This window comes from Burkholderia lata, from assembly GCF_902499025.1.
Taxonomy (GTDB): domain Bacteria; phylum Pseudomonadota; class Gammaproteobacteria; order Burkholderiales; family Burkholderiaceae; genus Burkholderia; species Burkholderia lata_C.
Genome location: NZ_CABVPW010000008.1, coordinates 14,107 through 37,137 on the forward strand (window position 1 = coordinate 14,107; position 23,031 = coordinate 37,137).

General features: G+C 68.5%; 18 protein-coding genes. 8 read left to right on the forward strand and 10 right to left on the reverse strand.

Annotated elements, in window-relative coordinates:
* Positions 1-165 precede the first annotated feature (165 nt).
* From BDI24065_RS09905 to BDI24065_RS09915, 3 genes are all read left to right on the forward strand, one after another.
* Positions 166-897, forward strand: a complete 732-nt coding sequence (locus BDI24065_RS09905; protein ID WP_175031095.1) for a DsbA family oxidoreductase — start codon at positions 166-168, stop codon at positions 895-897.
* Positions 898-1,036: 139 nt separating this feature from the next.
* On the forward strand, positions 1,037-2,476 hold the full coding sequence (locus BDI24065_RS09910) for an MFS transporter (protein ID WP_175031096.1): 1,440 nt from the start codon (positions 1,037-1,039) through the stop codon (positions 2,474-2,476).
* A gap of 340 nt (positions 2,477-2,816) precedes the next feature.
* Positions 2,817-3,605 (forward strand): sulfite exporter TauE/SafE family protein, encoded by a 789-nt coding sequence (locus tag BDI24065_RS09915; RefSeq protein ID WP_175031097.1) that lies wholly within the window; start codon positions 2,817-2,819, stop codon positions 3,603-3,605.
* A gap of 156 nt (positions 3,606-3,761) precedes the next feature.
* Here BDI24065_RS09915 and BDI24065_RS09920 read toward each other — a convergent pair whose 3' ends face one another.
* The 3 genes from BDI24065_RS09920 to BDI24065_RS09930 form a co-directional block, all read right to left on the reverse strand.
* Positions 3,762-5,603 (reverse strand): S10 family peptidase, encoded by a 1,842-nt coding sequence (locus BDI24065_RS09920; RefSeq protein ID WP_175031098.1) that lies wholly within the window; start codon positions 5,601-5,603, stop codon positions 3,762-3,764.
* Positions 5,604-6,217: 614 nt separating this feature from the next.
* Complete coding sequence (locus BDI24065_RS09925) at positions 6,218-8,308, reverse strand: D-(-)-3-hydroxybutyrate oligomer hydrolase (RefSeq protein WP_175031099.1); 2,091 nt, start codon at positions 8,306-8,308, stop codon at positions 6,218-6,220.
* Between the two features lie 136 nt (positions 8,309-8,444).
* Positions 8,445-8,810 (reverse strand): BON domain-containing protein, encoded by a 366-nt coding sequence (locus tag BDI24065_RS09930; RefSeq protein ID WP_175031100.1) that lies wholly within the window; start codon positions 8,808-8,810, stop codon positions 8,445-8,447.
* A 421-nt stretch (positions 8,811-9,231) separates the two neighbouring features.
* On the opposite strand from BDI24065_RS09930, the gene BDI24065_RS09935 reads away from it, so the two are divergent.
* From BDI24065_RS09935 to BDI24065_RS09945, 3 genes are all read left to right on the forward strand, one after another.
* Positions 9,232-10,674 carry a TAXI family TRAP transporter solute-binding subunit gene (locus BDI24065_RS09935; protein ID WP_175031101.1) on the forward strand — a complete coding sequence of 481 codons (1,443 nt, stop codon included), beginning with the start codon at positions 9,232-9,234 and terminating at the stop codon, positions 10,672-10,674.
* Between the two features lie 94 nt (positions 10,675-10,768).
* Positions 10,769-11,407 carry a DsbA family protein gene (locus tag BDI24065_RS09940; RefSeq protein WP_175031102.1) on the forward strand — a complete coding sequence of 213 codons (639 nt, stop codon included), beginning with the start codon at positions 10,769-10,771 and terminating at the stop codon, positions 11,405-11,407.
* Between the two features lie 69 nt (positions 11,408-11,476).
* The gene (locus BDI24065_RS09945) at positions 11,477-12,424 is read left to right on the forward strand and encodes a LysR family transcriptional regulator (RefSeq protein WP_011351110.1); all 948 of its coding nucleotides are present in this window, start codon (positions 11,477-11,479) and stop codon (positions 12,422-12,424) included.
* Positions 12,425-12,470: 46 nt separating this feature from the next.
* Here BDI24065_RS09945 and BDI24065_RS09950 read toward each other — a convergent pair whose 3' ends face one another.
* The 4 genes from BDI24065_RS09950 to xdhA form a co-directional block, all read right to left on the reverse strand.
* Positions 12,471-12,872 (reverse strand): nuclear transport factor 2 family protein, encoded by a 402-nt coding sequence (locus BDI24065_RS09950; RefSeq protein ID WP_175031103.1) that lies wholly within the window; start codon positions 12,870-12,872, stop codon positions 12,471-12,473.
* Positions 12,873-12,961: 89 nt separating this feature from the next.
* Positions 12,962-13,579, reverse strand: coding sequence for a xanthine dehydrogenase accessory protein XdhC (gene xdhC / locus BDI24065_RS09955; RefSeq protein WP_175031104.1), 618 nt, complete (start codon positions 13,577-13,579; stop codon positions 12,962-12,964).
* 84 nt (positions 13,580-13,663) lie between these two features.
* On the reverse strand, positions 13,664-16,018 hold the full coding sequence (gene xdhB, locus BDI24065_RS09960) for a xanthine dehydrogenase molybdopterin binding subunit (protein ID WP_175031105.1): 2,355 nt from the start codon (positions 16,016-16,018) through the stop codon (positions 13,664-13,666).
* A gap of 18 nt (positions 16,019-16,036) precedes the next feature.
* A complete protein-coding gene (xdhA, locus tag BDI24065_RS09965; RefSeq protein WP_175031106.1) occupies positions 16,037-17,581 on the reverse strand; it encodes a xanthine dehydrogenase small subunit in 1,545 nt (514 codons plus the stop codon).
* 338 nt (positions 17,582-17,919) lie between these two features.
* On the opposite strand from xdhA, the gene BDI24065_RS09970 reads away from it, so the two are divergent.
* Positions 17,920-19,134 (forward strand): MFS transporter, encoded by a 1,215-nt coding sequence (locus tag BDI24065_RS09970; protein WP_175031107.1) that lies wholly within the window; start codon positions 17,920-17,922, stop codon positions 19,132-19,134.
* A 122-nt stretch (positions 19,135-19,256) separates the two neighbouring features.
* Here the strand turns inward: BDI24065_RS09970 and BDI24065_RS09975 are convergent, their stop codons facing one another.
* Positions 19,257-20,147, reverse strand: coding sequence for a DMT family transporter (locus tag BDI24065_RS09975; protein WP_175031108.1), 891 nt, complete (start codon positions 20,145-20,147; stop codon positions 19,257-19,259).
* Positions 20,148-20,284: 137 nt separating this feature from the next.
* Between BDI24065_RS09975 and BDI24065_RS09980 the strand changes: the two genes are divergently transcribed.
* The gene (locus tag BDI24065_RS09980; RefSeq protein ID WP_175031109.1) at positions 20,285-21,220 is read left to right on the forward strand and encodes an AraC family transcriptional regulator; all 936 of its coding nucleotides are present in this window, start codon (positions 20,285-20,287) and stop codon (positions 21,218-21,220) included.
* A gap of 27 nt (positions 21,221-21,247) precedes the next feature.
* Here BDI24065_RS09980 and BDI24065_RS09985 read toward each other — a convergent pair whose 3' ends face one another.
* Together BDI24065_RS09985 and BDI24065_RS09990 are read right to left on the reverse strand one after the other, a co-directional pair.
* Positions 21,248-22,459, reverse strand: a complete 1,212-nt coding sequence (locus BDI24065_RS09985) for a pyridoxal-phosphate-dependent aminotransferase family protein (RefSeq protein WP_027788247.1) — start codon at positions 22,457-22,459, stop codon at positions 21,248-21,250.
* Complete coding sequence (locus BDI24065_RS09990; RefSeq protein WP_175031110.1) at positions 22,381-22,839, reverse strand: hypothetical protein; 459 nt, start codon at positions 22,837-22,839, stop codon at positions 22,381-22,383. Before BDI24065_RS09990 ends, BDI24065_RS09985 begins: the two co-directional genes overlap by 79 nt.
* Positions 22,840-23,031: the final 192 nt, after the last annotated feature.

Sequence of the window (23,031 nt, forward strand, 5' to 3'; positions counted from 1 at the left end):
ACGGCGGCGGCCGGCATCGGCACTTGCTATCGGGACGCCGCTTCCGTGTCTATGCTTCGTGATACGCCGGGCACCCGTTTCGCATGCCCGCCCGGCCAGGACGAAGCGCCGAAGCACAAAGTGATATAGTCCCGGTTACACTTTTTTTGCTGCCCGGAACCGCCCATGACGACCGCTCCCGCCCCAACTGCCCGCCCGACCCTGACCGTCGAAATCTGGTCCGACCTGATCTGCCCGTGGTGCTGGATCGGCAAGCGCCGCTTCGACGAGGCGCTCGCCGCGTTCGCACATGCAGACCGCGTCGACGTCGCGCTGCGTGCGTACCGGCTGATGCCCGGCCAGCCCGTCGAGCCGGTCGAGGCGATGCTCGGCGGCAAGTACCGGATGTCGCCCGCTCAGGTCGACCAGATGCTGCGCCAGGTCACCGATGCGGCTGCGAGCGTCGGGTTGCGCTACGACCTGCCCGGCACGCTCGTCGGCGATACGCTCGACGGCCACCGGCTCGTGAAGCTCGCGGAAGCGACGGGCCGCGCGCATGCGCTGACCGAGCGGCTGTACCGCGCGTATTTCTGCGAGCACGCCTCGCTGTTCGATCACGCCGAGCTGACCGAATTCGCGGTCGAAGCCGGGCTCGAGCGCTCGGCCGTCGAAGCCGTGCTGCGCAGCGACCTGTACCGCGACGAAGTCGAAGCCGACGTCGCCCGCGCCGCGCAGATCGGCGGTCGCGGCGTACCGCTGTTCGTATTCGGCGGCCGCTACGCGGTGTCGGGTGCGCAACCGGCCGACGCGTTCGCGCAGGCGCTCGACCAGGCATGGCGCGACGGCATCGTCGAACTCGACGGCAGCGATGCGGCCGCCTGCGGCCCGGACGGCTGCGAACTGCCGGCGCGCTCGTAACGTCCGTCGCATCCATCGTCGCGCGCGTCCCGCCCGGACGCGCGGCTACGCTTCGCTGCTGCCACAAACCGGCAGGAAGCCCGCGCCGACGGGGTCTACAATGCATCCTTTCAAATAACTATCAGAAGGCTGCAAGCCCATGACCCACGGGATTCACGGCGAGAAGCGCTGGTACGCGCTGATCGTCCTCTGCCTCGGCGTGCTGATGATCGTGCTCGACAGCACGATCGTGAACGTTGCGCTGCCGTCGATCAGCACCGACCTCCACTTCACCGAGACGGCCCTCGTGTGGGTCGTCAACGCGTACCTGCTGACGTTCGGCGGCTGCCTGCTGCTCGGCGGCCGGCTCGGCGACCTGTACGGCCATCGGCGCATGTTCCTCGCCGGTCTCGTCGTGTTCACGCTCGCGTCGCTTGCGTGCGGCCTCGCGCAATCGCAGGCAATGCTGATCGCCGCGCGCGCGGTGCAGGGGCTCGGCGGCGCGGTCGTCTCGGCCGTCGCGCTGTCGCTGATCATGAATCTCTTCACCGAGCCCGGCGAGCGCGCACGCGCGATGGGCGTGTACGGCTTCGTCTGCGCGGGCGGCGGCAGCATCGGCGTGCTGCTCGGCGGGCTGTTGACGAGCTCGCTGTCGTGGCACTGGATCTTCCTCGTCAACCTGCCGATCGGCATCGCGGTCTATGCGATGTGCGTCGCGCTGCTGCCGCGCTTGCGCGCGCCGGCCGGCACCGCGCGGCTCGACGTCGCGGGCGCGATCACCGTCACTGCATCGCTGATGCTGGCCGTCTACGGGATCGTCGGCGGCAACGAGGCCGGCTGGCTGTCGACGCAGACCGTCGCGCTGATCGGCGCGGCCGCCGCGCTGCTCGCGCTGTTCATCGCGATCGAGGCACGCGCCGCGCATCCGCTGATGCCGCTTTCGCTGTTCGCGTCGCGCAACGTCGCGCTCGCGAACGCGATCGCCGTGCTGTGGGCGGCCGCGATGTTCGCGTGGTTCTTCCTGTCCGCGCTGTACATGCAGCGGGTGCTCGGCTACGGGCCGCTGCAGGTCGGGCTCGCGTTCCTGCCGGCGAACCTGATCATGGCCGCGTTCTCGCTCGGGCTGTCCGCGCGGATCGTGATGCGCTTCGGGATCCGCGGCCCGATCGCAGCCGGCCTGCTGATCGCGGCCTGCGGCCTCGCGCTGTTCTCTCGCGCACCGGTGGACGGCGGTTTCGTCTGGCACGTGCTGCCCGGCATGACGCTGCTCGGCATCGGCGCAGGCGTCGCGTTCAACCCGATGCTGCTCGCCGCGATGAACGACGTCGATCCGGCCGATTCCGGGCTCGCGTCGGGGATCGTCAATACCGCATTCATGATGGGCGGCGCGCTCGGCCTCGCCGTGCTCGCGAGCCTCGCGGCCGCCCGCAGCGACGCACTCGCGGCAGCGAGCGCGGCGCCGCTCGACGCGCTGAACGGCGGCTACCATGCGGCCTTCGCGTTCGGCGCGGCATTCGCCGCCGTCGCCGCGCTGATCGGCCTCGCGCTGCGCATCCGGCGGCAGGATGCGGTCGAAGGCGTCGGCCCCGCGATGCACTGACCGGGGGCCGGTGTCTGGCGGCGTCCAGCGCCGCCATCGAACCAGGGCGCGCACCGTCGCGCCCTTTTTTACGCGCGCCTCGATCGGCATCGGCTCCCGTTTCACCGGGCGTTTCGGGCCGATCGCCGCGACGGAGCGGGCCACCCCGTCCCCGCGCCGCTCAAACGCCTGTTTTACTTCAGGCCGGATGCCCGCCCCACGGGCTTTCCCCACCGATTTTTAACGCAGTCGTACATCCAAGCGCCACTTTTGCGACAATGGCGGACTTTGACGCGAGCGCCGCGGCCACGCGCCGCCGCCGAACATCGCATAACCGTCGCCGCATAACCGTCTGCTTCCGATGTCGCTTCCCCATATCGATCTGCTGTACTCGTTGTCCGGCCTGTTCGTCGGCATCCTCGTCGGTCTGACGGGCGTTGGCGGCGGTTCGTTGATGACGCCGATCCTCGTGCTGCTGTTCGGCGTCCACCCTGCCACGGCGGTCGGTACCGACCTGCTGTACGCGGCCGCGACCAAGGCTACCGGCACGCTCGTCCACGGCCTGAAAGGCTCGATCGACTGGCGCATCACGGGCCGGCTCGCGGCGGGCAGCGTCCCGGCTGCCGCCGTCACGCTGTGGTGGCTGCATACGCACGGAATGAACTCGCCGGGCACCGCGCGGATGATCCAGCTCGTGCTCGGCGTCGCGCTGCTGCTCACGTCGCTCGCGCTGATCTTCCGGCCGCAGCTCACCGCGTTCGCCGCGCGCAACCCGCTCGCGCCGAGCCCCGCGCGCACGCTGTGGTCGACCATGCTGACGGGCGCCGTGCTCGGCGTCCTCGTGTCGATGACGTCGGTCGGCGCCGGCGCGATCGGCGTGACCGTGCTCCTGCTGCTGTATCCGGCCCTCGCGACCACCCGCATCGTCGGCTCGGACATCGCGCACGCGGTGCCGCTCACGCTCGTCGCGGGCATGGGCCACTGGCTGCTCGGCTCGGTCGACTGGTCGATGCTGCTGTCGCTGCTGCTCGGCTCGTTGCCCGGCATCGTGCTCGGCAGCCTGCTGTCGGCGCGCGCGCCCGAGCGGCTGCTGCGCAACCTGCTCGCCGCGACGCTCGTCGCGGTCGGCGTCCGGCTCGTGCTCGCGTAAGCGGCGCGGCTGCCCCTCCCGCGGTTACCGGTTACGCGCCCTCCCCGCCGGCGCACGACGCGCCGGCCCATCGCCCTGCGCAAATAAAAACAGCCCGACCGGCCTGCGCCGATCGGGCTGTTGTCCGTCCGGGGCGGCGCAAGCCGCCCACGGTGCTTACTGCCCCTGCTGCTGCAACTTCTGCTGCTTGAACTGCTGCGTGCGCATCTGCAGCTTCAACACGCGCTGCAGCGCAGTGCGGTTGGCCAGGATGCCGTCGTAGAAGTTGGCGAGATCGCCCTTCAGCGCGGTCCGCGACGCGTCGTTCAGGTAGATCATGTGGCCCGACGGGTAGTTCTTGATCGTCAGGTTCTGCGCCTTGAGCGTCGGGTCGAGCGGCATCTGCGCGAGCGTCAGCTCCGTCTGGTGGAACGGCGTGACGGCGTCGAAATAGCCGTTGGCCGACAGCACCTTCAGGTCCGGGTTCACGCTCATCGTCGACGCCAGGTCGCCGGCCGTGTACAGCGTATTGCCGCCGCCCTTGTTCGCGCCGGTCGGGTCCGTGTGGCTGAAGTCCCAGTTGTTGAAGACCTGGTCGTTCAGGTCCACGAACGACGACGTCGACGTGTACTTGAGGTCGGTGTTGATGTAGCTGTTCCACAGCACCGTGTACGCGCCGCCGACGTTCGTGATCGACGGATCGTTGCTGCCCGAGTTCGGCAGGATGTACGGCGCGATGCCCTTGCCCGTGAAGTTCGCGCGACCGTCGTACTGGCCGATCTGCGTGCCCGGCACGAGCGTCAGGAAGAACGTGTACGGCGGGTTGTCGTCCGACGACGGCACGTTGCCGAGCGCGGCCGGGTTGCCGAACGTCTGGATCAGCGACGTCGGATCCGTGCCGATGTACGAACCCATCTGCTGCGCGGTCTGCAGGTTCAGGTTCAGGCGCACGTTCACGAAGCCGCCGTCCTGCGGGTTCGGCTTCTGCACGAGCGGCGCGAGCGTATTGTCCGCGTAGTTGCGGGCCTGGATCATGTACGCGTCGAGATCGGTCGGCGTCGGGTTGAGCGTCGTCTTCTTCCAGTAGAACGCGTCGGCCGCGAGCGTCGGGAAGATGCCCGGCGCGGACAGTGCGTTCGCGTAGTCGAGGATCGACGACTGCAGCGTGATCCCGTTCAGGTCGATACCGTCCTCATGCAACACCCACGACACGACCGCGCTGCGTGCAGTGCCGTACGACTCGCCGTACAGGAACTTCGGCGAATTCCAGCGCGAGTACTTGGTCAGGTAGCGCTGGATGAAGCGGTCGATCGAGCGGGCGTCCTGGTCGGTACCCCAGAAGTCCTTGTTCTTCGCCGGGGCGATCGCCGCCGAGTAACCGGTGCCGACCGGGTTGATGAACACGAGGTCGGTGCGGTCGAGCAGGCTGTCCGGGTTGTCGAGCAGCTTGTACGGTGCGGGCGGCGTGAAGTTCGGGAACGACGACTGCAGGCGCTTCGGCCCGTACGAGCCGAGCAGCAGGTAGACCGACGACGAGCCGGGGCCGCCGTTGTAGAAGAACGTGACCGGGCGCGGCTTCGACGGGTCCGGATTGTCCTGCGTGTACGCGACGTAGAACATCTTCGCGTTCGGCGCCGACGTGGTCGGGTCGATCGTCGTCAGGTGGCCCGTGGTGGCCGTGTACTTGATGGTCTTGCCGCCGATCGTGACCGTGCGGTGCACGACGGCCGCCCCTTCCGTCGAATCCGTGACCGCGTCGTTCGGCCCGGTGCCGTACACGTCGTTGTCGACGTACGGCTGGTCGGCCGCGGCGGCCGTTGCGTTGGCGTTGGCGTTGGCCGATGTACTGGCGCCGGCCGACGTCGTGGCCGCGGCAGCGGCCGACGCGGACGGGCTCGCCCCGTCGTCGCCGCCGCACCCCGTGACGAGCAGCGCTGCGGCCGCGGCGGCTGCGAGCGGCACGCTCAGTGTCGTTCCGAATAGCGCGAAACCGTCTTTCAAGGACTTCCGTGTCGTCATTATTGCCTCTCGAACAGAACGATAAATACCGCCGGTCGCAAAGGATCATTTGCGCCGGCGCTCCGCACCGGGAATGCATTCGTTATGCGACGCACTCCGAGTTTTTTACCGGATCGGCAAATACCGATCGGCATGATTTACCCCACCCATATTTTTTTGCAACTGCACAATGGAATCAATTCCATTGCGAACGACAATTCAATAATCCGCAGCAATACGAATTCATTTTACGTATTTGCACACGCACAAAACCGACGGCAAAAACATGCCCCGCAAGGCCAGCCCGACAAGGGCGCCTCGCTTCGAACAGACGAACAATCCCCCTCGGCGAGATGCCAATTAATCGCAAAATCGCAATCAATCGCAGCTCGAGCCGATTTAATAAAATCGAAAGGATAGATTAACTAAACGGAAAGGAATATCTCGTATCTGGAATTTATTAAATTAAGTGAAAATACCGGCGCATATTAGGGTCCTGATTTACCGCCGTAAAGTAATATTTTGTTACGGCGCTCGCCATTCCGATAAAAGGCAGTTCGGGACCGATTCCAGACCAGCCAAAAGAAAAAGCCGGACGACTGTCCGGCTTCGTGAGGGCGGTGCGGCGGGCGCCGTCAGAGCGGCACGTCGATCGTGCCGGCGCCGGCCGTGATCGCGTTCGCACCCGGCGCCGCCGAGATCGGCGGCAGGTTCGCGCTCGTCAGCGCGGGGGCGGCGCCCGGCGTGCCGCCGCGCGGCACCGTGCGGATCACCTGCGACGGCGGCAGCGGCGCGCCGTTCTTCAGGTGCTTCCACATCAGGTTCAGCGCCTGCAGGTCGTAGTAGTGAACCGGCACGAAGCGCGTGTCGAAGCCCGGCACCGGCAGGAACGCGTCGAAGTGCTGGCCGTTCGTCACCTCGTAGAACACGAGCTGGCTGCGCCCACCTTCGCTGATGCTGTTCTGCGCAACGTACGCGCGCGATGCGTGGTTCACGGGCACGAGCGCATCGCTGCGCCCCTGCACGATGATCGCCGGCTTGCCCTGCAGGTTCGCGTTCACGCGCACCGCGTCGACGTTCGCGGGCATCCCGAGCATCCCGTTCGTCCAGAGCTGGCGCAGGCACAGCGCGCCCGCGAAGCTCGCATCGGGCGTCGCGAGCCGGTGGTCGACGCCCGCGCCCGTGTTGAACACGAGGTTGATGCCGGCCGTCGGCGGCACGCCGTTGCCGACGCCGAATACGGCCGGCATCGGCGACGTGGCGGGCGCGGCGACGGCGCCCGTCGCCGGGTTCGTCGTCGCGAAGCTGAAATTGCACAGGTTGTCGGTGACGCGCGAGCGCGTGTACGCGTTCGCATAGGTGACCGCGATCGCCGGAATCGCCTGCGAATCCCACATCGGCGCTTGCAGCAGGTCGGAATCGGCGAGGTAGCCGGCCGCGTGGAGCTGCGCGAGCGCGTCGGCGGCCTGACTTGGCGTATCGGCGCCCGACACGAGCCCGGCCGCGGCGAGCGTCGCGCAGCGCTGCGTGCGGATGGACTGCGTGGTCGCCGCCGGCAGCGCGCTCAGGTACGGCGCGCCGGCGAGCGACGCCGATGCGGCCGCGCACGGCTCCAGCAGGTTGGCGAGCGTCGCGTAGTCGGCCAGCGGCCGGCCGAACGACGGCACGGGCTGGCCGCCCGAGCGTACGACCGCGTTCGGCGCCATCCGTACGTTGATCTGCGGCTCGCCGACCACGACCGCGGTGATCCAGCCGCGGCTGTCCTGCTCGGCCGCCGCGAGGGACGCGCCGCCGCCGTTGCTGACCGACGCGGCGATCGTCGTGATGTCGCCCGCGCGATAGCGCACGCCGTGATGCGAGCCGTCGATCAGCGGTCCGAACTGCTCGTTGAGCGCCCAGTACGCGAACTCGACCGACTGCAGCGTCACACGCCCCCAGTCCTGCTCGGGATTCTGCTGGGAATGCGCGTGCTTGAACGCATAGCGGTTCGGGAAGCGGGAATTGAACGTGGCGAGATCGCCGCTGGTGACGTTCGCGGTGAACAGGCTCGCGGTCCCGGCCAGCACCGCATTGGCGAGCGTGCCGTCGATCAGCGTGACGGTATCCGACATCAGTTCGTGCGCGCCGTTGCCGCCGCCCTTGTCGTTGTACGCGACCGCGCAGCCGCGCTTGAGCGCCCATTCGCCGGCCGCGGAAATCGCACCGTACACGCCGCGCGAGCCCGACGACGTCGCGGTGACGATGCACGGCTGCGCGGGATTGAAACTGGCGGGTACCTGCACGAGCAGCGTGACGTTCTTGCTGCCGCTGCCGTCGTCGGAGTATGCGAGATATTCGGTGCCGGGGATCTTGCCTTCGCCGAGCGTGTCGTTGCCGTCGAGGTCGACGTTCGGCCCCCAGAAGCGGCCGTAGCCGCCGTTCGCGCTCATGTCGACGAGCGCGCGGTAGTTCGACCAGATCGCGAGGCGGCGCAGTTCGGCGCTCGTCGGCCGGGCGGCATTCGCAAAGCCGGGGGCGCTCGCCGAGCCGAGGCCCGTCTTGCCGAGGCCGGCCGTCAGCAGATCGTCGCTCGCGCCGTCATAGGCCGTCGTGCGCACGCTGCCGGACACGAAACCGGGCAACCGGTTGCGCTCGGCCGACTCGTCGCCGTTGCAGGCGCCGAGTATCGCGACCGCGGCCAGCGCCGCGCCCAAAACCATCCGCCTGCCCCACCCGAGCCTCGTCATCGCCGCCCTCTCGATATCGTTATCGGTCCGCTGCCGCTTCGTGCGGCTTGCGGCCTCTCAAGCGCAAACGGGCCCCGGCATGCCGGGGCCCGCCTGGAAACGGGCGCACGCGGCGCTTGCGCGCCGCGGCCCGGCATCACTGCTGCTGAACCGTCAGCTTGTTCGTGACCGACGTCACGCCCTTCACGCCCTTGGCGGCGGCCTCGGCCTTGTCGATCTGGTCCTGGGCCGGCATCGTGCCTTCCAGCGTGATCGCACCGCCCTTCGAACGCACGACGAGGTTCGACACGTTCACGCCAGATTCCTTCGAAATCGCCTTGCGCACCGCGTAGCCGAGCTTGCGGTTCGCCTTCTTCGCGGTTTTCGCGGCGGCCTTCGGCGCGCTGGTCGTGGCCGCGGGCGCTTCCGTTGCCGCTGCATCGCTCGACTGCGCATACACGCTGCCCGTCAGACAGGCCGCCACGGCGGCGACGCCCAATGCTCTCAACACGATCGACTTCATGCTATCTCCTTATCACTTCGGAACAGCCGTGCACAGTACGGCCGGATACCCCCAAAAACAGCCGTCACGCGCGCGAACGGGCGGGACAGCCGGTGTTTTCCACGGCGATACGAGAGAGGCGGGACGGGCCGGCAGCCGGCGCACGCGAAAAGCGGGCCGGCCGGGCCGGGCAGCCGCCGGCCGGACGCGCCCGGTCTCATTGCGTGCCGGGTCGCGCGCGAATCGGGCGCGGCTGCGTCGCACAATGTAATCCAGCGCCCGCGGAAGCGCAAAGCTTTTGACGCGGCGGCCCCCGCCGCTGTCGTCGCGCGGGCGCGCCCCACTCGCGCACGCCCGGCGAAACCGGGTACCATCGCCGCGAGAATCCCATCGTCCGCGACGACCGTCACCGAACCGTCACGCCAGCGTCATCCACCGCCCCATGAAGCCACCCCGCCCTCGCCCGCCTCGCCGCATCCTCGCCCGCTTCGTCGCGGTGTCGTGGCGCGACCTCGCGCTGTCGATCGGCCCGACCGTGCTGCTCGCCGGCGCGGCCGTCTGGCTCGCGGTCAAACTGATCCAGCCGGCACCGCCGTCCACGCTCGTGATCTCGTCCGGGCCGCCCGGCAGCACGTACTGGAACGCCGCGCAGAAATACAAGACGATCCTCGCGAAGAACGGCGTCACGCTCGACGTCCAGTCGTCCGAAGGGTCCGCCCAGAACCTCGCGAGGCTGTCGAACCCGAACGCCCCGGTCGACGTCGGCTTCGTGCAGAGCGGCATCGGCCCGAAGGAGCGCGACGAACACCTCGTGTCGCTCGGCAGCATCGGCTACGTGCCGCTCGCGATCATGTACCGCGGCCCGGTCGTCGCGCGCCTGTCCGACTTCAAGGGCAAGCGGCTCGCGCTCGGCGCGGAAGGCAGCGGCGCGCGCGAGTTGAGCCTCGCGTTGCTGAAGATGAACGGCATCGTGCCGGGCGGCTCGACCGAGCTGCTGCCGACCGCCGGCGAGGATGCGGCCACCGCGCTGCTCGACGGCAAGATCGACGCCGCCTTCCTGTCCGGCGACTCGACGCAGATCCCGGTGATGGCGAAGCTGTTCCGCGCGCCGGGCGTGCACGTGTATTCGTTCACGCAGGCCGAGGCGTATGCGCGGCGCTTTCCGTACCTGACCGCGATCACGCTGCCGATGGGCGTCTACGATCTCGGCCACAACCTGCCGCCCGCCGACATCCACACCGTCGCGCCGACCATCGAACTCGTCGCACGCGACTCGCTGCACCCCGCGCTGTCCGACCTGCTGATCGAGGCCGCGCGCGAGGTGCACGGCCACGCGACGATCCTGCAGCACGCGGGCGAATTCCCGTCGCCCGTCACACGCGGCTTCCCGCTGTCCGACGACGCCGCGCGCTACTACAAATCAGGCAAGACCTTCCTGTACCGGCGGCTGCCGTTCTGGGTCGCGAGCCTCGTCGACCGGCTGCTCGTCGTGGTCGTGCCGCTGATCGTCGTGCTGATCCCCGGGCTGCGGCTCGTGCCGTCGCTGTACGGCTGGCGCGTGCGTTCGCGCATCTACCGCTGGTACGGCGCGCTGATCGCGCTCGAGCGCAGCGCGCTCGGCGAGCACACGGCCGAGGAGCGCGTGCAGTTGCTCGACGAGCTCGACGACATCGAGGAAGCCGTGAACCGGATGAAGATGCCGCTCGCCTATGCCGGGCAGTTCTACGTGCTGCGCGAGCACATCGGCTTCGTGCGCGAACGGCTCACCGCGCACGACCAGGACACGCCGGCCAGCCCGCCGGGCGCCGGCGGCCCGCCGCAGGCACGTGCCGACACCGCACCGCCGGCCGGCACGCCCCCTCGGGCGACTCCCGGTTCCGTGTGAGCGGACGATCCGCGATCATTGCCGCATGCGCGCGCCGCCGCGTAACATGGAGGCCGCCACCAGGCGCCGCACGCCCTACCCTCTGGAGATCGCCATGACAACCGGCCTCGACACTGCCCAACCCGCCTGGTTCTACGACTTCGTGTCGCCGTTCTCCTACCTGTTGCTCGAACAGCTCGACAAATGGCCGGACGTGCCGTTCGAGCCCGTCGCGGTGTCGCTGCCCGAGCTGCAGCGACACTGGGGGCAACGCTCGGGCGCGGACGTGCCCGCCAAGCGCGTGTTCACGTACCGTCACGCGCTGTTTCGCGCCGAACAGCTCGGCATCCGCTTCAAGATGCCGCCCGCCCATCCGTTCGATTCCGACAAGGTGTTGCGCCTCGCGATCGCGCTGCGCGCCGACATCGCGACCGTGCTGGAAATGTTCCGCTTCATCTGGCACGACGGCAACGATCCGTCGACGCCGGAAGGCTTCGCGGCACTGTGCGAGCGTGTCGGCGTCGGCCACGGCGACGAGCTGATCGAATTCGAGGAGACCACCGCGCAACTGGCCCGCAACAACGCCGACGCGATCGCGCTCGGCGTGTTCGGCGTGCCGACGTTCTGGATGAACCAGCAGCTGTTCTGGGGCGAGGATGCGTTGCCGATGGTGCTGTACTGCGCGCGCACGCCGAACTGGCTCGAATCGCGCGAGGTCAAGCGGATCAGCACGCTGCCGAAGGGCCGTGCGTGATGGCCGGTATCACGCCCGCCAACGCGCGGCTGCGGTAAGGTTACGCTTCACCTGAATCACCCTTCAACGATGGAAGAAGACGACCGTACCGCCTCGCTCGATATCTGGCTCGTGCGCGTGTTGCGCACGCTGCTGCTCGAGCGCAGCGTCACGCAGGCCGCGCTGCGGCTGAACCAGACCCAGCCCGCGATCAGCACCGCGCTGCGCAAGCTGCGCGAGACGCTGAACGACCCGATCCTGGTGCGCGGCAAATCCGGAATGGTGCCGACCGAATACGGCGCGTCGCTGCTCGAGGCCGCACAGCGCGCGCTGCGCGAGGTCGACTTCATCGCGACGCCGCACGGCGACTTCGATCCGTCGTCCGCACGGCGCACGTTCCGCGTCGCCGCGCCCGATTACCTGAACGATTTCTTCATGCCGACGCTGATCGAGCGCTTTCGCGACGCGGCGCCGCATGCGCATCTGGAAATCGATTCGCTGAATCCCGCGCTCGATCATGCCGGCGCGCTCGAATCGGGCGCGCTCGATCTCGTGATCGGCAACTGGCCGAAACCCGACCCGCAGTTCGCGCGCCAGGACCTGTTCTCCGACACGATCGTGTGCCTGATGCGCGACGCGCACCCGCTCGCGCGCGTGCCGCTCACGCGCGAAGCGTACGCGTCGGCCGCGCACGTCGCGCCGACGCCGTACACCGGCGACAAGCGCAATGCGATCGAGATCGGCCTCGCGCGCGCACGCCTCACGCGGCGCATCGTGACGACGCTGCCCTACTTCGGGATCGTCCCGCAGGTGCTGCTGCAGTCGGACCTGATCTTCACGACGACGCGCCGCTTCGCAACGCACTATGCGCAGCTGCTGCCGCTCGTCGTCGTCACGCCGCCCGTGCCGTTCCCGCGCATCAAGAGCTACCTGCTCACGCATCCGCAGCCCGACCGCCCGACCGACATCGCCTGGCTGTGCGCGCTGATGCAGAGCGTGTCCGACGAGCTGACGGTTCCCCGCAGCCGCAAGCGCTGAGCCACGGCACAAGACGCAGCACAAGACGCGGCACGGCCGCTCGACTTCAGGCCGTGCAGAAGGTTTCCTGCAGATGGGTCCAGCGCACGACGCCCGCCCCGTCGCGCTCGAACACGGCGGTCGCGCGGCGCGCGGGCAGCTCGCCCGAAGCCGCGTGCTGCGCTTCGAGATAGGTGAGCGTCGCATGCGACGCGTCGGCCGCGAGCACGCGAGTTTCCGACAGCGTGATGCGCAGCCCCGGCTTCGCGCCGGCGAGCTTGGCGAACAGCGCGCGCGTACCGTCGCGATCGACCTCGCGGCCGTCGGTCAGGATCATCGTGAAATCGGTGGAGAACGGCGCGAGCATCGCGTCGAGCGCCTCGGGCGCGGTATCGACGCCGGACAGCCAGCGCTCGATGGCGACGAGGCTCGCGTCGAGCGTGTCGAGATAAACCTGATGATCGGACATGGCACGTGCACGGTAAGGCGCGGCCCGATGCCGCGCGTCGTCGTGCAGTGTATGCAAAAACGCGCGGCCGTGCGTCGGCCGCGCTGCGGTTACCGCGCGCAGGACACGTCGTCGCGCGCCCGCCCGGCCGCCGTTGCCTTCGCGCCGGCCACCGGCATGCCCGAGCGCGCCTGCAGCAGCTCCGCGCACACGGCCACCGCGATCGCGCCCGGCGCCTTGTCGACGATGCCCGCGACACCGATCGGACACACCATCTCCACGAGCCGCGCCGGGTCGACGCCGCGCGCGGCAAGCCGGCGCTCGAACTTCACGCGCTTGGTGCGCGAGCCGATCATCCCGAAGTACGCGTAGTCGCGCCGCCGCATGATCTGCGCGGCGAGCGAGAAGTCGAGCGCGTGGTTGTGCGTCATCACGAGGAAGTACGCGCCGGGCGGCGCCGCGTCGACGACGGCCTCCGGCGTGTCGGTCGGCTCCGGCTGCACGTTCGGCGGACATTCGTCCGGGAACAGCTCGTCGCGCGTATCGACCCACTGCACGACGCACGGCAGCGCGCCGAGCAGCGTAACGAGCGCGTGACCGACATGCCCGGCGCCGAACAACACGATGTGCATCGGCGCGGGCGTGCCGGTCGCGCGGTTGCGCTGGCCGGTGCCCGGCGCGAACGCCGGGGTCGACGCGGTGCGGAGCGAGCGTGCGGGGCCGTTCATGTCAGCCTCCGCCGGGCCGCCCCAAGGAGGCTGACCGCCCCCTCGGGGGGCAGTGAACGCAGTGAGCGTGGGGGTCGTTTCATCTCAGCCTGCCTTCGCCGCACGCACCGCGCTGACCGCGCGCAGGATCGACTCGCCGGTAGCCGGCGCATCGAGCGGCGGGTTCACCTTGTAGTCGCCGACCGCAGCGACCGCATCGCGCACCGCGAAGAACACCGAGAACGGCAGCAGCAGAGGCGGCTCGCCGACGGCCTTCGAACGGTGGATGCTGTCCTCGACGTTGCGGTTCTTGAACAGCTGCACGTTGAACTCGGGCGGCGTGTCGTTCACCGTCGGGATCTTGTACGTGGACGGCGCATGCGTCATCAGCTTGCCGCCCTTGTTCCACCACAGCTCCTCGGTCGTGAGCCAGCCCATCCCCTGGATGAACGCGCCTTCGACCTGGCCGATGTCGAGCGCCGGGTTCAGCGACGCGCCCACGTCGTGCAGCGCATCGACGCGCAGCGTGCGCATCTCGCCCGTCAGCGTGTCGATCACGACTTCCGACACGGCCGCGCCATACGAGTAGTAGTAGAACGGCCGGCCTTGCAGCTTCGACTGATCCCAATACAGCTTCGGCGTCGCGTAGAAGCCGTCCGACCAAAGTTGCACGCGCGCGAGATACGCTTTCGCGATCACTTCGCCGAACGGCACGCTCGCGCCGCCGACCCACACGAAGTCGTTGCCGAACTTCACGTCGGCCGCATCGACCTTGCCGTCGCCGAACTGCTTCGCGGCGAACACCGCGAGCCGCTCGCGCAACTGGCGCGCCGCATCCTGCGCGGCCTTGCCGTTCAGGTCCGACCCCGTCGACGCAGCGGTCGCGGACGTGTTCGCGACCTTGCTGGTGTCGGTCGCCGTCACTCGGATCCGGCCGAAGCGGATGCCGAGCTCGTGCGCGACGACCTGCGCGACCTTCGTGTTGAGGCCCTGCCCCATCTCCGTGCCGCCGTGGTTCACGAGCACCGAGCCGTCGGTATAGATGTGCACCAGCGCGCCGGCCTGGTTGAAGTGCGTGACGTTGAACGCAATGCCGAACTTCACCGGCGTGATCGCGATGCCCTTCTTCAGCACCGTGTTGCGCGCATTGAATGCGCGCACGCCCGCGCGCCGCGCGCGGTAGTCGCTCGTCGCCTCGAGTTCGCCGAGCAGTTCCGGCAGCACGTTGTCCTCGACCGTCTGCCCGTAAGGCGTGACGTTGCGTTCGGTCTTGCCGTACAGGTTCGCATAGCGGACGTCGAGCGGATCGCGATCGAGCGAGCGCGCGACGTCGTCGAGGATGTACTCGATCGCGAATGCGCCCTGCGGGCCGCCGAACCCGCGGAATGCGGTGTTCGACTGCGTGTTGGTCTTGCCGCAGTAGCCGGCGATATCGACGTCGCCCAGCCAGTACGCGTTGTCGAAGTGGCACACCGCACGCGTCATCACCGGGCCCGACAGGTCGGCCGAGAAGCCGCAGCGCGACGTCATGTCGAGCGCCACGCCGTCGATGCGGCCGTCGTCGTCGTAGCCGACGTCGAAGCGGTAATGGAAGTCGTGCCGCTTGCCGGTGATCATCATGTCGTCGTCGCGGTCCGGACGCAGCTTCACCGGGCACAGCAGCTTCCACGCGGCGAGCGCCGCGCAGCACGCGAACAGGCCCGACTGCGATTCCTTGCCGCCGAACCCGCCGCCCATCCGGCGGCATTCGACGAGCACGTTGTGCGACGCGACGCCGAGCACGTGCGCGACGAGGTGCTGCATCTCGCTCGGGTGCTGCGTCGAGCAGTACACGTGCATCCCGTCGTCGTCCTTCGGCACCGCGTACGCGATCTGCCCTTCGAGGTAGAACTGCTCCTGGCCGCCGAGCAGCATTTCGCCCGACTCGCGGTGCGGCGCGACGGCAAGCCGCGCAGCCGCATCGCCGCGCGCCAGCTTCAGCGGCGGGATCACGTAGGTTTCGGCCGCGCGCGCTTCCTGCGCGGTGAGGATCGCGGGCAGCTCCTCATAGTCGACCTTTGCACGGCGCGCGGCGAGCCGCGCGGTTTCGTGCGACGTCGCGACGACGATGAACATCGGCTGGCCGACGAACTGCACGATGCCCTTCGCGAGCACCGGGTCGTCGTGGATGATCGGGCCGCAATCGTTGACACCCGGGATGTCGTCGGCCGTGAACACGGCGACCACGCCCGGCGTCGCGCGCACCGCGTCGAAGTTCATCGACACGATCTTCGCGTGCGGTTTCGCCGACAACCCGAGCGCCGCGTGGAGCGTGCCCGCGACGACCGGGATGTCGTCGGTGTAGGTGGCACGCCCGCTGACGTGCAGGTGCGCGGATTCGTGCGCGCGCGATACGTGGACCTGCGCGGCGTCGGCTTGCGGGTCGAGGGTGCTCAGGAACGGTTCTGCTTGCTGGTTCATGTTCGGTGTTCTCCGTCTTCAGACGCGCGCCGCGTCGGTGCCGACTTCGGCGGCCACTTCACGCACATTCAGGGCTTGCGGCGGCAGCGGGTCGTGCGGGCGCGTCTCCAGCCAGAATCGGTACATCAGGTTCTTCGCGGTATCGAGGCGGTACGTGCTCGTCGCGCGCATGTCGGACAGCGGCTGGTAGTCGCGCTCGAGCGCCTGCATCGCGGCCTGCGCGGTGGCTTCGTGCCACAGCGCACCCTCGAGCACGGCTTCCGTCTGGGTCGCGCGCTTCGGCGTCGCGGCCATCCCGCCGAACGCGATGCGCGGCTCGCGGATCGTGTCGCCGTCCGCGATGAATGCGAACGCCGCGCACACGGCCGAGATGTCGGAGTCGAACCGCTTCGACAGCTTGTACGTGCGGAACTGCAGCTTCTCGCGCGCGCCGGTGCGGGTCGGCACCTTCAGGCCGACGACGAATTCGTGCGGCGCCATGTCCTTCTGCTGGTAGCCCGTGTACAGCGCCTCGAGCGGCAGCTCGCGCACCGTGTCGCCACCGCGCAGCACCACGCGCGCGCCGAGCGCGATCAGTCCCGGCATCGAATCGCCGATCGGCGAGCCGTTCGCGACGTTGCCGCCGATCGTGCCCGCGTTGCGGATCGGCAGCGACGCGAAGCGCTTCCACATCTCCGTGAGTTCCGGATACTGGCCGGCCAGCGCCGCATACGCCTTCTCGACCGTCACGCCCGCGCCGATCTCGATCCAGTCGCCGCGCTCCACGAGGCGCTGCAGTTCGGCGATCTGGCCGACATAGATCAGGTCGTCGAGCCGGCGCATCTGCTTGGTGACCCACAGGCCGATGTCGGTGCTGCCCGCGAGAATGCGCGCGTCGGGTCGCTCGGCCTTCAGCGCGGCCAGCGCGTCGAGCGTGCGCGGCGCCGCGAAGCGCGCACCGTTGATCGTCGTGTAGTCGAACGTATCGTCGCGCCTGAGCGACGCGAGCGTGCGGGCCAGCGCCGCGGTGTCGACCGGCGCCGACGGTGCCGGCGCATCGAACATCTGCACGGCCGCATCGACGATCGGGCGATAGCCGGTGCAGCGGCACAGGTTGCCGGTCAGCGCATCGGCGATCTCGGTACGCGTCGGCACGTCCTTCGCCTTCGCGCACGCGCTGCCGCAGCCTTCGTGGCCGTGCTTCTCGTACAGCGCCCACATCGACATCACGAAGCCCGGTGTGCAGAACCCGCATTGCGAACCGTGGCAGTCGACCATCGCCTGCTGCACCGGATGCAGCGCGCCGTCCGGCTGACGCAGGTCCTCGACCGTCAGCAGCGCCTTTCCGTCGAGCGTCGGCAGGAACTGGATGCACGCATTGACGGCCTTGAACTCGACCGCGCCGGCGTCGGTCAGCTCGCCGACGACGACCGTGCACGCGCCGCAGTCGCCTTCCGCGCAGCCTTCCTTGGTGCCGGTGCAATGCACGTCCTCGCGCAGGTATTGCAGCACGGTGCGGGTAACGTCCGCGCCGCTGACTTCGCGGATCGCGTGACGATGGTAGAAGCGGATCGGCTCACTCATGTCTCGATGGTTCTTCAAATGGGGGGCAAGGCGGCCTGCGCAGTGCACTCGACCGACGTTTTTCTGACAGTTTGCACGCTATCACCATCAAATTCCGCAACCCATAGCCCATCACGCATGGGGCCCATATAACTGCCGCGATATGAGCGCCGGGGCCGCCCGGCGGCCTTTCCGCACGGTGCTCCCAGCCCCGTCCCTGCGCCCTCGCAACCGTCCGTCATCCTCGAAAACAGGTCGCGATTAACTAAATGGTACCTGCGTGAAAACCGGTTCCATGGGAAAATCCCGATTCCCTTTTTCGCCGTCCTCCGCCTGTTTCGTTCATTCGTTCCGACCCCATGTCAACCGATTCCGCCACACCGCCGCGCAGCGGGTTCGCGGTCACGCTGCAAATCGTGTCCGTCGTCTGCTTCACGTTCATCTGCTACCTGACCATCGGCCTGCCGCTCGCCGTGCTGCCGGGCTTCGTCCATGACGACCTCGGCTTTTCCGCGATCGTCGCGGGCGGCGCGATCAGCGTCCAGTATTTCGCGACGCTCGCGTCGCGGCCGCTCGCCGGGCGCCTGGCCGATACGCTCGGGCCGAAGCAGACGGTGCTGCGCGGGCTGGTCGGTTGCGGCGTGTCGGGGGTGCTGCTGCTCGTCGCGCTGCTGCTCGCGCACTTGCCGGTCGCGAGCCTCGTGCTGCTGGTCGCGAGCCGGCTCGTGCTCGGCGTCGGCGAGAGCCTGTGCGGCACCGGCGCGATCCTGTGGGGCATCGGCCGGGTCGGCGTCACGCACAACGCGAAGGTGATCTCGTGGAACGGCATCGCGACCTACGGCGCGCTCGCGCTCGGCGCGCCGGTCGGCGTCGCGATCGCGCATACGCTGAATCCGGCGCTGATCGGCGTGATCGTGATCGCGCTCGCCGCGACCGGCTTCTACCTCGCGCGCCTGATCGCTTCCGTGCCGCTCGTGCACGGCGAGCGGATGTCGTACGCGAGCGTGTTCACGCGCGTGCTGCCGCACGGCCTCGGCCTCGCGCTCGGCTCGGCCGGCTTCGGCTCGATCGCGACCTTCGTCACGCTGTACTACGCGGCGCGCCACTGGCCGAACGCCGCGCTGTCGCTGACCGTGTTCGGCACGCTGTTCATCGGCGCGCGCCTGCTGTTCGCGAACACGATCAAGACCTACGGCGGCTTCCGTGTCGCGATCGTGTCGTTCGCGTTCGAATGCTCGGGCCTCGTGCTGCTGTGGCTCGCGCCGGTGCCGCACGTCGCGCTCGTCGGCGCCGCACTGACGGGCTTCGGCTTCGCGTTGATCTTCCCGGCGCTCGGCGTCGAGGCCGTCGCGCTCGTGCCGCCCGCGAGCCGCGGCGCGGCGCTGTCCGCGTACTCGGTGTTCCTCGACCTGTCGCTCGGCATCACGGGCCCGCTCGCCGGCTATGTCGCGGGCGCGTTCGGCTATCCGCAGGTGTTCCTGTTCGCGGCAGTGGCGGCTGCCGCGGGCGTCGCGCTATCGATGGTGCTGTACCAGCGGCAGGCGCGGGTCGAAGGGAGTAGCGCGGCGGCCTGACCATATCGCTTGCCGCACGGCAGCCGGTCGCGCAGGTCGCGCCACCGGCCACCCAAAAGAAAACGCCCGCATCGCGCGGGCGTTTTTGTATCCGGACGGGGCCGGTGCGGCGGGCAAGCCGGTCAGGCGGCCCGCAGAAACAACCGCCGCGTCAGGTCGAACGCGACCAGGTTGCCGGCCACCACCAGCAGCAGCCCGACCACCGCGAGCGGCGACCACTGGTAGCCCTCGAACACCGTCGACACGGCCAGCGCGACGATCGGGAACAGCACCGTGCAGTACGCGGCACGCTCCGGCCCGATCCGGCCGACGAGGGTCAGATACGCGGTAAAGCCGATCACCGAGCCGGGCACGGCCAGATAGACGAGCGCGCCGAGATAGCGCGGGCTCGTGTCGAGCGTGAACGGCATCCCGGCCACCATGCTGCCGACGGTCAGGATCGCCGCGCCGATCAGCATCGCCCAGCCGTTGGTCGCGAGCGGGTGCAGCCCCATCGACTGCATCCGGCTCGACAGCAGGTTGCCGATCGAGAAGCACATCGTGCCCGCGAACGCGATCGCGAGCCCCATCCACGTCGCGTGGTCGTCGAGGTGGCCGGCCATCTGCTGCCAGAACAGGCACGCGATACCGGCCAGCCCGAGCAGCGCACCGGCGATCGCCGACGGCCGCAGCGGACGGCCCATGAACAGCCGGCCGTTGATCGAGTTCAGCAGCGGCGCGGTCGAGAAGATCACCGCGACGAGGCCGCTCGGCACGACCTGCTCCGCATAGTAGAAACACAGGAAGTTCAGGCAGAACAGCGCGAAGCCCTGCGCCAGGAGAAAGCGCCACGCTTCGCGCGGCGGGCGCACCGTCCGGCGCATCACGCGCAGCAGCGCGAACAGCACGGCGGCCGCGAGCCAGAAGCGCCATGCGATCGACACGGGCGGCGGCACGGAGCCGAGCTGCCACTTGATCGCGATCCAGGTGGTGCCCCAGATCAGCACGGTGACGAAATAAAGCGACAGGTTCATGGCGGCAACGATCCAAAAAAAACAGGTGAAACGGATCCCGACTATGCCGCCGCCCGGCGCGCGCCGATTGTCCGGAATTGCGGTCTTTTTCGGGCCGCCGCACGCGGCGCCGCGCGCCCGCTTATACTCGGCCCATCATGAGCTTTTCCCTTTCCGCTCCGCCCGTCGATCACCCCGCCGCCCTGGCCGGCGGCGATCTGCCGTTCGGCCTGCAGTCGGTCTGCCGCACGCTCGCGGACGCGAACGCGACGCTCGAACGCTTCGCATGGCTCGGCGACCATCTCGCGATCGCCGAATGGACCCGGATCACCGACGAAAGCGAGACGGTCTACGAGCAGCCGGGCCACCACACGCTGTCGTGCTACCTCGACGGCGGCTACCGGACGGAGCGCCAGCGCGTGCCGCGCTACGGCGCGCCGAGCCTGCTGTGCGCGCTGCCGGGCGACCATGAATCGCGCTGGTGGGTGCGCGGCGAGATGCACTTCATCCACCTGTATTTCCTGCCCGAGCACTTCACGCAGCGCGCGATCCGCGAACTCGACCGCGAGCCGCGCGAGCTGAAGCTCGCCGATCGCACCTATTTCGAGGATGCGCGCGTCGCCACGCTGCTGCGCTCGCTCGCGCTGGACGGCTGGGACGATGCCGACGAACGGCTGCGCGTGAACGAGACCGCGCACGAGGTGCTGAGCCTGCTGCTGCGCGGGCAGAGCACGACCCGCACCGACACGTCGTTCCGCGGCGGGCTCGCGCCGGCCGTGCGCCGCCGTGTGCGCGACTACATCGACACGTACCTGACGCAACCGCTGACGCTCGGCGAACTCGCCGACGTCGCCGCGCTGTCCGAATACCACTTCTCGCGGATGTTCCGGCTGTCGTTCGGCCGCGCGCCGCACGCCTGGGTGGCCGAGCAACGGCTGGCGCGGGCGCGCGAGCTGCTGCGCACGACGGCGCTGCCGCTCGCGCAGATCGCGGCCGACTGCGGCTACGCGAACGCCGGCCACTTCAGCCATCGTTTCCGCGACGCGCACGGCACGACGCCGAATACGTACCGGCGCGCGATGCTGGGCCGCTGAGCGCGGCCCCTCTCGTCGTTTGGCGGCTTACGCGCCGCGCCGCGACAGCTCCTGTTCGAGCGCCGCGACGCCGGCCGGCAGGTCGACCGGCACCTTCAGGTCGACCATCGTGCGGCCGAACGCATGCAGCGTGCGGAACAGGTTGTGTTCGCGACACTGCTCGCCCATCTGCCCGATCCGCACGATCGGCAACCCGAACGAGCCCGAAATCTCGACCTGGTACTGCTTCGAGATATGGCCGCAGACCATCCCCGGCGTGAGCCCTTCCGGCGTCTCGATCCCGACCACCGAATTGAGCCGGCAGTCCTTCGGCGCATAGAGCTTGAGCCCCATCGACTCGACGCCCGCCTGCAGCGCGAGCGAGCAGCGCAGATGGCGTGCGAAGCGGCTTTCGAGCGTCTCCGCGCAGACGAGCCGCAGCGCTTCGTGCAGCGCGAGCACGCCCGACACGGGCGCCGTGTAGTGATAGCCGGCGTTGTGCCAGAAATTCTCCGCGAGCGCCATGTCGAGGCACCAGTGCGCATTCGGTTCCGGGCGCTGCTTCATGCGGTTCCATGCGGCATCGGAAAACGCGATCAGCGACACGCCGGGAATCGACGACAGCCCCTTCTGGCCGCCGGTGATCACCGCGTCGATGCCCCACGCGTCCATCTCGAGCGGCATCGTCGACAGCGTGCACACCGCGTCGACCACGACCAGCGCACCGGCCGCCTTCGCGAGCGCCGCGATGTCGCGCAGGTCGCGGTTCCACACGGTGTTCGACGTCTCCCCCTGCACGATCGTGACGATCTCGGGCCGCTCGCGCGCGATCGCGTCCGCGATCTCGTCGAGGCTGGCAACCGCGCGGTCGGCCACTTCGAGCGTCGCGACGTCGGCGCCGACGCGCGTGGCCATCTCGGCCATCCGCGCGCTGAAGAAGCCGTTGCGGATCGACAGCACGCGCGTACCGCGCCACGCGAGGTTCGAGATCGCCATTTCCATGGCGGCCGAACCGGGGCCCGCGACGCCGAGCACCCACTTCGTGCGGGTCTGGAACACGTAGCGCGCCATCTCCTTCACCTGCTCGATGATCTTCGCCATCGTCGCGCCGAGGTGGTTGATCACGATCGTGTTCGCCTTCGCGACGGCGGCCGGGATCGGAACCGGGCCGGCCCCCATCATCAGCAGCGGTTCTTCGGGCAGGATCGCGTCGAGCGGCACGACGACGGGACAGGGAATCGGCGAGTAATCGATGGACATGGCTGGTAAAAGGTGAGGAAAGGAAGTGCAGGACGCCCGCCGCGCGGCATGGCGAACTGATCGATCATTCCGCGTTCCGCCGCCTCGCGCAAGAGGCACGCGTCGCCGGACAGCACGACGGTGGCCCGGTCGCCCGGCCGGGCCAGCCGGCCGGGCGCGGGCCGCACGCCAGTCATCCGGATTGAAAAAGGATTGCCGCCAAGGTGGTGAAACGGTTCCATTCGTCCGTCAAGCGCACGATTTTCTCCGTCAATAACACCGTGCTTCGTCGACACCGCTGGTTCAGCACAACTTCTGTATCGAACGAAATAGACCGGATCCGTGATAAAAATCACCGCACGGAATCCGATACGCAAATTCCTCGCTCGGCTGAAAAACATCGATTACTTCAGCAGGTATTGGGGCACGCTTCCCGGAAATACCGAAGCACGCCCGCTCGAATAGTTCACAACTTATTGATTAACATAAGAAATATTCGCACCCTCCATACCTGCTCAAATACCCTGCCGCCTTTGAACGGCAGGCATGCGAGACAACGCGACGTTTAACGCGTTACTCCCGATTTCGATTTT